Origin of the sequence: Citrobacter sp. Cpo091 (assembly GCF_030332645.1) — a bacterium.
In the GTDB taxonomy this organism is placed as follows: Bacteria; Pseudomonadota; Gammaproteobacteria; order Enterobacterales; family Enterobacteriaceae; genus Citrobacter; species Citrobacter portucalensis.
The window spans coordinates 183,277-195,777 of the sequence record NZ_JAOWHL010000041.1 but is presented as its reverse complement, the minus strand read 5'-3'; the positions used below and the strand labels follow the sequence as shown (position 1 = coordinate 195,777).

Annotated in this window: 11 protein-coding genes; 5 read left to right on the top strand and 6 right to left on the bottom strand. The window is 52.2% G+C overall.

Features of this window, described 5'->3' with window-relative positions:
• Positions 1-122 precede the first annotated feature (122 nt).
• Positions 123-1,616, top strand: coding sequence for a M16 family metallopeptidase (locus OGY04_RS22785; protein ID WP_032945317.1), 1,494 nt, complete (start codon positions 123-125; stop codon positions 1,614-1,616).
• Positions 1,617-1,715: 99 nt separating this feature from the next.
• Here the strand turns inward: OGY04_RS22785 and kdgK are convergent, their stop codons facing one another.
• Positions 1,716-2,645, bottom strand: a complete 930-nt coding sequence (gene kdgK, locus OGY04_RS22780; protein ID WP_008786409.1) for a 2-dehydro-3-deoxygluconokinase — start codon at positions 2,643-2,645, stop codon at positions 1,716-1,718.
• 230 nt (positions 2,646-2,875) lie between these two features.
• Here kdgK and pdeH point away from each other — a divergent pair, with 230 nt between their 5' ends.
• Positions 2,876-3,643 carry a cyclic-guanylate-specific phosphodiesterase gene (pdeH, locus tag OGY04_RS22775; RefSeq protein ID WP_008786408.1) on the top strand — a complete coding sequence of 256 codons (768 nt, stop codon included), beginning with the start codon at positions 2,876-2,878 and terminating at the stop codon, positions 3,641-3,643.
• A 78-nt stretch (positions 3,644-3,721) separates the two neighbouring features.
• The gene (locus tag OGY04_RS22770; RefSeq protein WP_286586055.1) at positions 3,722-5,782 is read left to right on the top strand and encodes an AsmA family protein; all 2,061 of its coding nucleotides are present in this window, start codon (positions 3,722-3,724) and stop codon (positions 5,780-5,782) included.
• A gap of 83 nt (positions 5,783-5,865) precedes the next feature.
• Here the strand turns inward: OGY04_RS22770 and OGY04_RS22765 are convergent, their stop codons facing one another.
• The 3 genes from OGY04_RS22765 to OGY04_RS22755 all read right to left on the bottom strand — a co-directional run bounded on the left by OGY04_RS22765 (position 5,866) and on the right by OGY04_RS22755 (position 9,495).
• Positions 5,866-7,188, bottom strand: a complete 1,323-nt coding sequence (locus OGY04_RS22765) for an MFS transporter (RefSeq protein ID WP_003023312.1) — start codon at positions 7,186-7,188, stop codon at positions 5,866-5,868.
• A gap of 334 nt (positions 7,189-7,522) precedes the next feature.
• Positions 7,523-8,524, bottom strand: coding sequence for an inner membrane protein YhjD (gene yhjD, locus OGY04_RS22760; RefSeq protein ID WP_048215344.1), 1,002 nt, complete (start codon positions 8,522-8,524; stop codon positions 7,523-7,525).
• Between the two features lie 71 nt (positions 8,525-8,595).
• Positions 8,596-9,495: a LysR family transcriptional regulator gene (locus OGY04_RS22755; RefSeq protein WP_008786405.1), complete on the bottom strand. Its 900-nt coding sequence runs from the start codon at positions 9,493-9,495 to the stop codon at positions 8,596-8,598.
• A gap of 119 nt (positions 9,496-9,614) precedes the next feature.
• On the opposite strand from OGY04_RS22755, the gene OGY04_RS22750 reads away from it, so the two are divergent.
• Together OGY04_RS22750 and OGY04_RS22745 are read left to right on the top strand one after the other, a co-directional pair.
• Positions 9,615-10,373 carry an SDR family NAD(P)-dependent oxidoreductase gene (locus tag OGY04_RS22750; RefSeq protein ID WP_032945309.1) on the top strand — a complete coding sequence of 253 codons (759 nt, stop codon included), beginning with the start codon at positions 9,615-9,617 and terminating at the stop codon, positions 10,371-10,373.
• A gap of 371 nt (positions 10,374-10,744) precedes the next feature.
• Positions 10,745-11,350: a helix-turn-helix transcriptional regulator gene (locus OGY04_RS22745; protein WP_003827446.1), complete on the top strand. Its 606-nt coding sequence runs from the start codon at positions 10,745-10,747 to the stop codon at positions 11,348-11,350.
• 15 nt (positions 11,351-11,365) lie between these two features.
• Here OGY04_RS22745 and OGY04_RS22740 read toward each other — a convergent pair whose 3' ends face one another.
• The gene (locus OGY04_RS22740; RefSeq protein ID WP_048215347.1) at positions 11,366-11,716 is read right to left on the bottom strand and encodes a glycoside hydrolase family protein; all 351 of its coding nucleotides are present in this window, start codon (positions 11,714-11,716) and stop codon (positions 11,366-11,368) included.
• An 86-nt stretch (positions 11,717-11,802) separates the two neighbouring features.
• Positions 11,803-12,342, bottom strand: coding sequence for a GNAT family N-acetyltransferase (locus tag OGY04_RS22735; RefSeq protein WP_048236974.1), 540 nt, complete (start codon positions 12,340-12,342; stop codon positions 11,803-11,805).
• Between the last annotated feature and the right edge of the window lie 159 nt (positions 12,343-12,501).

Here is a 12,501-nt window from a genome sequence, read left to right as displayed (position 1 = left end):
TCACTTCTTCCGTGACATTTTTATGTTCTCGCGGTCTAACACGAAGTGTTTTTAACGTCATATTCAGAGAGTCCTTTCGAGGGCTGTCTTTTTATTTCCAGGATAGTTGATCAGGGGTTCACATGCAGGGCACAAAAATTCGACTTTTAGCGGGCGGCTTGCTGATGATGGCCACTGCCGGCTATGTGCAGGCAGATGCGCTCCAGCCTGATCCAGCGTGGCAACAGGGCACGCTGGCAAATGGTTTACAGTGGCAAGTGTTAGCCACTCCCCAGCGTCCGAGCGACCGTATTGAGGTTCGCTTGCTGGTCAATACCGGTTCACTCACCGAAAGTGCGCAACAGAGTGGTTTCAGCCATGCGATCCCGCGTATCGCGCTGACGCAAAGCGGTGGCCTCGATGCCACGCAAGCCCGTTCACTGTGGCAGCAGGGGTTCGATCCCAAACGTCCCATGCCGCCGGTTATCGTTTCCTATGATTCCACGCTGTATAACCTCAGTCTGCCTAACAGCCGTAACGACCTACTGAAAGAGTCACTTTCTTATCTGGCAAATATCTCCGGTAAACTGAGCATCACCTCTGAAACGGTCAATCATGCGCTGAATAGCGAAGACATGGTTGCAACCTGGCCGTCAGATACCAAAGAAGGGTGGTGGCGTTACCGTCTGAAGGGATCGACCCTGTTGGGGCACGATCCCGCCGATCCGCTGAAAACGCCGGTAGACGCGTCGAAAATTCAGTCTTTCTACCAGAAATGGTATACCCCGGACGCGATGACGCTGATCATCGTCGGTAACGTTGATGCACGCAGCGTAGCTGAGCAAATCAATAAAACCTTTGGCGAGTTAAAAGGAAAACGCGAAACGCCTGCACCGGTTCCCACGCTCTCTCCGCTGCGAGCTGAAGCCGTGAGTATTATGACCGATGCGGTACGCCAGGATCGCCTGTCTATTATGTGGGATACGCCGTGGCAGCCGATCCGTGAATCTGCCGCGCTGTTACGTTACTGGCGCGCTGATTTAGCTCGTGAGGCGCTGTTCTGGCACATTCAGCAAGAGCTAACCAAAAACAATGCCAAAGACATTGGCCTCGGATTTGACTGCCGGGTGCTGTTCCTGCGCGCGCAGTGCGCGATTAACGTTGAGTCGCCGAACGATAAGCTGAACGCCAATCTGGGTACGGTTGCGCGTGAGCTGGCGAAAGTGCGTGATAAGGGACTGCCGGAAGAAGAGTTCAATGCGCTGGTAGCGCAAAAGAATCTGGAACTGCAGAAGCTGTTTGCCACCTATGGTCGTACCGATACCGATATTTTGATCAGCCAGCGTTTGCGCTCGCTGCAAAATCAGGTGGTGGATATTGCGCCTGAACAGTACCAGCGTTTACGCCAGAGCTTCCTCAACAGCCTGAGCGTTGAGATGCTGAATCAGGACCTGCGTCAGCAGCTGTCGCAAGATATGGCGTTAATTCTGCTGCAGCCGAAGGGTGAACCTGAATTCAATATGAAGGATCTGCAGGCGACGTGGGATAGCATTATGGCGCCCGTTACCGCAGCGGCAACGTCTGTTGAAACGGATGAATCACACCCTGAAGTGACGGATATCCCGCCTGTACAGTAAAGGGTATCGTAACCTGTAAGCCGGGCAAGTGAAGCGCTCCCGGCTTACCCAGTGCCGGATGCGGCGTTAACGCCTTATCCGGCCTACAGGAACAATAAATTATTGCGGCATGGCGTCGCGGGGGATAATCGCCCCACGATGCTGAATGACGGTGCTTGCCGTCAGGTGGCCGCGTTTTGCGGCTTCGGCGGCATCGCCACCGGTCAGACGGACCGCCAGATACCCGGCGCTGAAGGAGTCTCCGGCCGCAGTGGTATCGATCACTTTCTCTTTCGGCAATTTAACGGCCGGAACGTCGATCAGTTCTTCGCCTGCAATGGAAACCAGGCAAGAGTCTGCGCCGCGCTTCACTACCACTTCCTGAACGCCAGCTGCGTGAGTACGGGCAATCACCTCGGCAACGGGTTTTTCACCCCACAGTGCGTCTTCATCGTCCAGCGTCAGGAATGCGATATTGGTGCATTCCAACATCTGCTGATACACCTGCTGGGTTTCTTCTTTGCTGCTCCACAGACGTGGGCGGTAGTTATTGTCAAAAATGACCTTTCCGCCGTTGGCACGGCATTCACGCAGCAATGACAGCAGCTTGTCACGGCTTGCCGGGCTTAAAATCGCCAGGCTGATTCCGCTCAGATACAAGTAGTCAAATGTCGCCAGTTCTTCGCAAATCGCGGCAGACTGCTCGCTCTCCAGCCAGAATTTTGCGGCGGCTTCATTACGCCAGTAATAGAAGGTGCGCTCGCCAGTGCTGTCGGTCTCAATGTAGTAGAGACCTGGCAGGCGGTTTTCCATGCGCTGGGTTAATGAAGTGTCTACGTTTTCACCCTGCCAGGACTCCAGCATTTGTTGGCTAAAACTGTCGGTACCCAGTGCAGTCACATAGTGTACGGAAAGTGCCGCCGCATCGACCTGACGGGCGATATAAACGGATGTATTCAACGTGTCGCCACCGAATCCGCGCTGAACGTCAGCGCCTTTCTGTGACAGCTCAATCATGCATTCGCCAATCACGGCAATCTTTCTGGACATAGTCGTAACCTGCTCTGAAAAAAATTAGCGTTAGTGTGCGCTGTGGGTGTTAAGTGGTCAACTATATTAAAACATCGTTCCATTATTTTTTTGAGCCAGCACGTGTTCTGCGTTGTTTTTGCCGCTTAGTTTTTATTTTTGCGCACAGCTGAACGTAAAGTTCTTCGTCTGAGCGCCGATAACCTTTGACGAGTCCGGTCAGTCACACTCTTATTTACAGGACATCTCAGATGATAAAGCAGGTTACCCAGCAGCTCATTACGCCCGATGCGAGTATTGAAAGCTTGCTGGAAAGACGCTATTGGCTGCAGTGCGAGCGTGCTTACACCTACCAGCCAATTTACCAGACCAACGGACGGCTGATGGCCGTTGAACTGCTGACCGTCGTGAGCCATCCTGATAACCCTTCCCAACGTATTGCACCAGACCGCTATTTTGCTGAAGTGGCTGTACGGCATCGTGTTGATGTAGTGAAAGAGCAACTTCTGCAGCTTGAGCTGAAAGGGGGCTTTTTCAGAGCCAACAACCTGCTGGCTTCAGTGAATGTCGATGGACCAACACTCATTGCGATGCGTCAGGATCCCGAAATCCTGAAAATCATTGAAGGCCTGCCGTGGCTGCGTTTTGAGCTGGTGGAACATATCCGCTTGCCGAAGGGGTCGTCGTTCGCCTCAATGTGCGAGTTCGGCCCGCTCTGGCTGGATGACTTTGGTACCGGAATGGCGAACTTCTCGGCGCTTAGTGAAGTGAGTTATGACTATATCAAAGTGGCGCGGGATCTGTTCGTCATGCTGCGTAAGACGCCGGAGGGACGTAATCTCTTCACACTACTATTACAGCTCATGAACCGCTATTGCCGCGGTGTCATTGTCGAAGGCGTTGAAACGCTGGAAGAGTGGCGCGATGTGCAAAACTCACCGGCTTTCGCTGCGCAAGGCTATTTTCTCTCTCGTCCAGTGCCTCTGGATACGCTTGAAGAGGTGATCCTGTCGCTTTGATGAGGGCGTAGTGCACCTCCTTTTCATCCTGCTGGACTATCTTTAGGACAGGCAAGGAAGGAAGTAAGGAGGTTAGACATGACGAAAACAGGTAAAATAACCACATCAGTAATAGGGGTTTTCTTGTTGTTGATCGTCGTACTCATCATTGTGATTGCGACATTTGACTGGAACCGGCTCAAACCGACCATCAACCAGAAAGTCTCTACAGAACTCAACCGGCCCTTTGCTATACGGGGTGACCTGGGTGTGGTTTGGGAACGCCAGAAGCAGGAAACAGGCTGGCGTAGCTGGGTTCCGTGGCCACATGTTCATGCTGAAGATATCATCCTCGGCAACCCGCCGGACATTCCCGACGTCACCATGGTGCATCTTCCGCGTGTTGAAGCTACGCTCGCCCCGCTGGCACTGCTGACAAAAACCGTCTGGCTCCCGTGGGTCAAGCTGGTCAAACCCGATGCGCGGCTGATCCGTCTGTCGGAGAAAAACAATAACTGGACCTTTAACTTAGCTGGGGACGAAAACCGCGAGCCTGATGCGCCGCCATCCGCATGGTCTTTCCGGCTGGATAACATTCTGTTCGACCAGGGACGTATCGCCATTAACGATAAGGTGACGAAGTCGGAGATTGAGATCCTGGTCGATCCGCTGGGTAAACCGTTACCCTTTAGCGAAGTGACCGGCGCAAAAGGTAAAGAGAGCAACGCCCGCGTCGAGGACTACGTGTTTGGGCTGAAAGCGCAAGGGCGATATAACGGCGAACCGCTAAGCGGTAGCGGAAAAATAGGTGGAATGCTGGCGCTGCGTGGCGAAGATACGCCTTTCCCGATTCAGGCTGATTTCCGTTCGGGCAATACGCGCGTAGCGTTTATCGGCACGATAAACGATCCGATGAATATGGGCGGGGCGGATCTGCGGCTTAAATTCTCGGGAGATTCGCTAGGCGATTTGTACGATTTGACCGGCGTACTGCTCCCGGATACGCCGCCGTTTGAAACCGACGGACGTCTGGTGGCGAAAATTGACCCGGAAAAATCCTCTGTTTTTGATTATCGCGATTTCAATGGTCGTATTGGCGACAGCGATATTCACGGAACGCTGGCCTACACCACCGGTAAGCCGCGACCCATGCTGAAGGGTGATGTGGAATCACGCCAGCTGAGGCTGGCCGATTTGGGGCCGCTGATCGGGGTAGATTCAGGCAAAGGGGCGGAACGGGCAAAACAATCTGAACAACGCAAAGGTGAGAAGAGCGTTCAGCCTGCGGACAAGGTCTTGCCGTATGACCGTTTTGAAACCGATAAATGGAACGTGATGGACGCTGACGTGCGTTTCAAAGGACGGCGTATTGAGCATGGCAGTAGTCTGCCGATCAGCGATCTCTCCACTCATATCATCCTGAAAAATGCCGACCTGCGCCTGCAACCGCTGAAATTTGGTCTTGCGGGAGGCAGCATTGTCTCCAGCATCCATCTGGAAGGGGATAAAAAGCCGATGCGGGGACAGGCGGATATTCAGGCGCGGCGGCTGAAGCTAAAAGCGCTGATGCCCGATGTGGAACTGATGCAGAAAACGCTCGGTGAAATGAACGGGGACGCCCGGTTTAGCGGAAGTGGAAACTCGGTAGCGGCGCTGCTGGGTAACAGCAATGGCAACCTGAAACTGCTGATGAATGACGGCTTGATCAGCCGGAATCTGATGGAAATTGTGGGCTTGAATCTGGGGAATTATCTTGTCGGGCAGATATTTGGTGATGACGAAGTGCGGGTGAACTGCGCGGCGGCGAATCTGGATATTGTTAACGGCGTGGCGCGTCCGCAGATTTTTGCTTTCGACACGGAAAACGCAGTCATCAATGTCACTGGTACGGCAAGCTTTGCGTCGGAGCAACTGGATTTAACCATCGATCCGGAGAGCAAAGGGATTCGTATTATTACTCTGCGTTCGCCGCTGTATGTTCGCGGCACATTTAAGAATCCGCAGGCTGGCGTGAAGGCCGGACCGCTGATTGCGCGCGGTGCGGTTGCTGCCGCATTAGCCACGTTAGTTACTCCTGCGGCGGCCTTGTTGGCGCTGATTTCGCCGTCAGAGGGTGACGCGAATCAGTGCAGGACGATCCTGTCGCAGATGAAGAAGTGATGTCTGGCCGGATGTTTATCCGGCCTGGATTTCATGCTCAACCCAGGCCGGATAAGGTGGTTATGCCGCATCCGGCAAAAGAATTACAACGACTGATGGCGGGTTTCGTGGGTCAACAGCAGTGCAATCAGCGTCAATGCCGCCATCGATGCCAGATACGTACCAACAGCCGCCAGACCATAATTCGCCTGCAACCATGCAGCGATGTATGGGGCAACCGATGCGCCGAGAATCGACGAAACGTTGTACGAGAACGACGCCCCCGTGTAGCGCACTTCGGTCGGGAACAGCTCCGGCAGCAGTGCGCCCATCGGGCCAAATGTCAGACCCATCAGGCTTAAGCCCAGCAACAGGAAGGCGAACACCAGCACCGGATTGCCAGAGCCGAGCAGCGGTTTAAAGGCAAACAGCGCAAACAGAATGATCAGCGTGGTGATGATAAGCATGCTCTTGCGGCGACCAAACGCATCGGCCAGCAGGCCCGCCACCGGTACCATGACGCCAAAACCAATAACCGCCATCATCAGCATCCACAACACTTCATTACGCGGCAGGCCAAGCCCTACGGGCGCTGCGGCGGTACTGAACGTCATCGAATAGACGGTCATGATATAGAACAACGTATAGGTCGCCAGCATGATGAACGTGCCGAGGATCGTCACGCGAACATGTTTTGTCAGTAGAGTACCCAGCGGGATTTTCACCTGTTTTTTCGCCGCGGCTACTTTGGCGAAGACCGGGGATTCATGCAGCGAAACGCGGACGTACAGACCGATAATCACCAGCACCGCGGAGAAGATAAACGGTACGCGCCAGCCCCAGCTCATGAACTGTTCGTCGGTCAGCAGCCAGGAGAGCAGCAGAAAGGTACCGTTGGCGAAGAAGAAACCGATAGGCGCGCCCAGCTGCGGAAATGATCCGTACAGCGCTCGTTTGCGCGGTGGCGCGTTTTCCGTCGCCAGCAACGCTGCGCCGCCCCATTCACCGCCCAGACCTAAACCCTGACCAAAACGCGCCAGCGCCAGCAGCAGTGGGGCGAAAATGCCGATAGTTTCATAGCCCGGCAGCAGGCCAATGACGACTGTCGAGATCCCCATGGTAAGCAGTGAAGCAACCAGCGTGACTTTACGGCCGACGCGATCGCCGAAATGTCCGAACACCGCGGAACCGATTGGTCGGGCCACAAAGGCGATAGCAAAAGTGGCGAGGGACTGTAGCGTAGCCGCGGTCGGATCCCCCTGCGGGAAGAAGATATGCGGGAACACGATCACCGCGGCGGTGGCGTAAATATAGAAGTCGAAGAACTCAATGGCGGTGCCAATGAGCGAGGCGACGACAACTTTATTGCGCGAGTTGACCGGGGTGTGTTCCTGTTCGTTGTCGAGTGTTGTGGCTGTTGCTTGCATAATATTTTCTTATTTTTGGCCGAACGAAAGGTCATATTACGCACAGCAAAAGAGACATTTCAATCTGTAACAAACTTTGAGATCGGTCAAAAATAGAGCAAAAAGGGGATAATTTTTAGGCTTGAGATTTCACTTCCATGAAATGCTTCACACAATTTAAAACTTGGATGATAAAACTGGTTTTTGGTTAAATAAAAGTTACGGGTTGGATTTATTCACTAAATCAGTGAGAGCAGGCGGCATTATAATTGCCGGATGGCGCTGCGCTTATCCGGCCAACAAAACTCTCCCGTAGGCCAGATAAGCGCAGCGCCATCCGGCCAGTTAACAAAGATTAGCGGTGTGTTTTCCCCGGCATACGCGGGTCGTCTTTGTATTCCGCCGTGGCAATCCAGGCTGCGCAAAACAGGGTCAGACGAGCGAAGAAGTAGAAGAACGCCATCAGTCCAAGCACGGAACCAAATGCCGCGCCCGACGGCGACTGCACCAGTGATGGCAGCGTATACGTCATGATCATTTTGATGACTTCAAACCCCAGCGCCGCGATAAAGGTACCTCGAATGAGCGCTTTCTTACGCGGTCGGTGACGCGGTAGCCGCCAAAAAATCCAGAAGAACAGCAGGTAGTTGGCGAAAATAGAGATGGTCAGGCCGATCAGCCGCCAGGCGGGCTTCAGCCATTCGATACCGTCGAGATACAGCGCAGAGATAATCATCTGCTGGGCGGAACCGGCGATAGAGGTAATGGACAGGGTAACAATCAGCGCAACCAGTAAGCCAATCAAGGAAACAAAATCACGCAGATATTTGACCCAAATTTTTTCCTGATCCTGCGGCGTACGTTCCCAAACATCCCGCGACTGGGCACGAATCGCTTCGCGCAGGTTCCCCATCCAGTTAATGCCGGAATAGAGCGCGATACCCAGCCCAACCAAACCTACGGTCGTACGCTGCTGAACGGCGGTATTGATGGTGTTTTTCAGCGTAGAGGCGAGCGTCGGATCGCTGACGTTCAGCAGAATCTTGCTGAAGATATCCTGCAACAGCGTAGGGTGCGAAGCGAGAATAAAACCCGCGGCGGCAAACGACACCATCAGGATTGGGATCATCGACAGAAACGAGAAGTAGGTAATGGCGGCGCCAAACTGATTTCCCATACGATCGTTAAACCGCTCTGCGGCACGAATAAGATGGGCGATGATGGGCTGGCGTTGAATTTTATCGGCGAAGGTCAGCGCGGTTTTCAGCGCCTGGTTCGCTTTAGCGTTTTTCTCCGGCGCGGCGGAGGCTGATTTATGTTCTGGCGTAGGGTGTTTTGCGTCTTGTTCCTGCGTCATCCGATCGGTTGTCCTTATTTTGTTCACTCATGACATTATAGCCTGCTCAGGGGCGCATCCTGAAAAATGGACTAATCCACATAGTCTTTCATCACGCCAGTCAGCCATTCCATAAACAGATGTACCCGGCGGGAGAGGTTGCGCCGATGCGGATATAGCAAAGATACTGGCATTGGCTCGGCGCGATATTGCGGCAACACTTCGACCAGCGTACCGGCGCGCAGGGCATCACGCACGCCAACGCGCGGCACCTGAATAATGCCCAGACCGGCAAGGCATGCTGCGTGATAGGTTTCGGTACTGTTTACCGTTAGCATGCCGCCGGTTTTAACCCATTGCGTGCCGTTTTCTGTCGCCACTTCGAAACCTTGCGCACGCGTTCCCAAATTGACCGAGTAATGCACCACTGCATGCGAGGCAAGATCCTCCAGATTTTCCGGATAACCAAAGCGGGCGAGGTATTGCGGGCTGGCGCAGTTAATCTGCGTGAGTTTCCCCAGCGGGCGCGCAATCAGCCCTGAATCTTTCAGCGTACCTACGCGTACCACACAGTCGAAACCTTCGCGGATCAAATCCACCAGGCGGTCGCTGCTGCTGAGTTCGAGTTCCAGGCCCGGATACTGATGCAAAAAGCTCGGTAAGCGGGGCATCACCAGGTTTCTTGCTACACCGACCGGCATATCAACGCGCAGCTTGCCGCTGATGCTGGACGGATCGTGATGGAACAGCCCATCCAGCTCATCCAGATTACTCAACAGATCTTTCGCGCGTTCGTAATAGATCATGCCGTCTTGCGTGAGCTGAACGCGGCGTGTTGTGCGGTGCAACAACTGCGTGCCCAGATGATTTTCCAGAGCCTGGATCTGGCGCGATACGCTACCTTTAGGAAGTCCGAGGGTGTCTGCGGCACGCGAAAAGCTCTCCAGTTCTGCGACGCGGATGAACAACTGCATTGCGTGAATTTTATCCATTCTCATGCCCTATTGTTGTTCTAAATGAAACAGTAATGCGCAGTTAGCAGTATTTATTGTTCTTCTATCACCTAATAAGCTTTGTCTCAATCTTCACAACACCTGAAATGAGGTTTCTTATGACGCAACGTATCGCATTGGTGACTGGCGGCGGCCGTGGACTCGGTAAAAACGCGGCGCTGAAGCTAGCGAGTAAAGGAATCGGTATTATCCTGACGTGGAACAGCAATGAAAAAGAAGCGCAGCAGGTTGTGGATGAAATACGCCAATCTGGCGGTAAAGCGGCGGCATTACCGTTGAATGTCGGTGATATTTCTACATTCCCTCAGTTTGTTCAACAGGTGCAGGGAACGTTACAAACGCAGTGGCAAAGTAACGTGTTTGATTATTTATTGAACAATGCCGGAATCGGCATTAACGCACCGTATCCGGCATTTACTGAAGCGCAATTTGACCAACTTTTGAACATCCATTTTAAGGGCCCCTTTTTCCTGACGCAGAGCCTGCTACCGCTGATGAATAAAGGTGGTCGCATCCTCAATGTCTCGACCGGGCTTGCCCGCTTTGCGCTACCGGGTTACAGCGCATACGCAGCCATGAAAGGTGCGATGGAAGTGTTAACCCGTTATCAGGCAAAAGAGCTGGGAGAGCGCGGCATAACGGCGAATATTATTGCGCCAGGCGCAATAGAAACGGATTTTAGCGGCGGAAATGTGCGGGATAATGCGCAATTGAATGCGTACATTGCATCGCAAACGGCGCTGGGACGCGTTGGTTTGCCGGATGATATCGGCGATGCCATTGCTGCGCTGCTAAGCGATGAACTGGCCTGGATGACGGCACAGCGTATCGAGGTATCCGGCGGAATGTTCCTGTAAACCCATAAGGTGCTTATTCAACAGGTCACGGCATGCGTTGAATAAGCACTTAATGCTAGATTGTATTTTGTAACAGATTTATCCATTGTCGTAGATATCTTATTTTTAGCTAAAAATATAAAATCATATTAATTAATATTCATTGTCTTATCATGAGCGTCGAATATTAAGACTTTCCCTAATTTTCGAACCTGTTTTTGCTCCTTTGTATGATCCTTCGGGTTGAGCTGTAACTATTCATAACTTCTGCTTCTTTCTTCTCCGTCTATCGGTAAAATGGCCCCCCGCCAAATGGTGACTTCTTATTTTACCCTATGGGTAATACCCTTCCGCATGTTAAGGCTAATATCCTATTCGGATGGAGATAAATAATGCAGGTAGTAATGTTTGACAGGCAGTCAATATTTATTCATGGAATGAATGTAAGTTTGCAGCAACGTATTCCAGGAGTGGATGTTCAGGGTGTCAGTCAGGCAGATGAACTTTGGCTGACGCTGGAAGATAAACCCGAGGCATTAGTTATATTGGATGGTGACCTTGATGCTGAGTTCTGCTGTAGCTTGCTGCAACAGATAGCAGAGCGCTTTGCGATGGTGAAGGTGCTGGTGACCGCAACGGACTGCCGTAAAAAATGGCTGCAAGAGGTCACTAAACTGAACGTGCTGGCCATTGTTCCGCGCGATTCTGACGCGGAAACATTTACGCTGGCCCTCAATAGCGTCGCGATGGGTATGATGTTTATCCCCAGAGACTGCATAACCGCTACCGAAAGCGGTGGGCAAAATATCAGATTGCTCAGCGCGCGTCAGCGGGAGATTTTGACCATGCTGGCCGCCGGAGAATCTAATAAACAAATTGGTCGACTGTTAAATATCAGTACCGGAACGGTAAAAGCCCATCTTGAATCGTTGTACCAGCGCCTGGAGGTAAAAAACCGTACGCAGGCGGCAATGATGTTAAACAACACCATTTACTAGGAACATATTTCACAGTCAGAATATTTCTGGCTGTGAAATAAACACCGGCCAGATATTTTTAGCGCAAAATTGGGTAATTCCCACACTGAATATCCACGTAATTAATGCTTCCAGCTGAAACCTGTCTTTTATTTGCGTCATTTCCTTATGGATGAATGCCTCGCAGATCCTCATATCTGCGAGCAGCAATGTTTCTGCCTGCATCACCGTAATTGGGGTATCAAAGGATTCATTGGCGGTGATTTCGTGTCCGTAGCCAATGACCCAGATGCCTTTTTTGTCCTGATACTTTTCCAGCGACAGGCCCTGCCATTGCTTAATAAATGCAATACAAGCGGGCGTGAAATGCGTCGAACGCAGCGGCATAATCATCTCTGTGCAAAGAGATCTATTCTAAAAAAAACACGCCGTTACGCTAGTTGCCTGACAGCCAGTATTTACCGCAAAACGACCTATGCCGTGGGCGGCTGATATTCCTGTTTTAACAGACCAAAAATCCAGTCATCGTGCCAGGTTTGATGTAGCCAATAGCTTGCGCGTAGCGTGCCTTCATGAATAAACCCGACCTTTTCCAACAGACGCCGTGAGGCTTCGTTTCCTGCGGTGACACAGGCGGTTAGCCGCCGCAGACCGCCGCTGGCAAAAGCGTATTCACACACGGCATGCAGAGATTCAGCGCCATAACCTTTACCCTGTGCCTGTGGGGCGAGCAGAAAGCCAACCTCGGCACATTCATTGTTATCCTGAATGTATCCGGTCACGCCAAGCGGTGCTCCCGATGTCTTATCGCACAGGAGCAGACATAGCCAGTATGGGCTGCCGGGATACCATTCAGGCAGGCGGGAGTCGAAGGCTGTCCGTATTTCCTCTTCAGTACGTGCGTCAGCGACAAAGCGCATCACATCTGGGTTCTGCTGTAGCGTTAAGAAGAACGTCCAGTCATTTTCTGTCAGTGGGCGGCAGAGCAGACGTGATGTTTGCAGTACAGGCACAGGCTTATCTCCAGAATAATTTTCAATGATTGTGCGGAAGTCACTGTAAAACTTATTTATTTGCTATATGAATGTGTTCTAGTCTACATCGGCACAACGTTGCGTTTAAAAAAGATAATTACATACCATGGTGAGGCCGCACGTTTTGGGTCCTTTTAG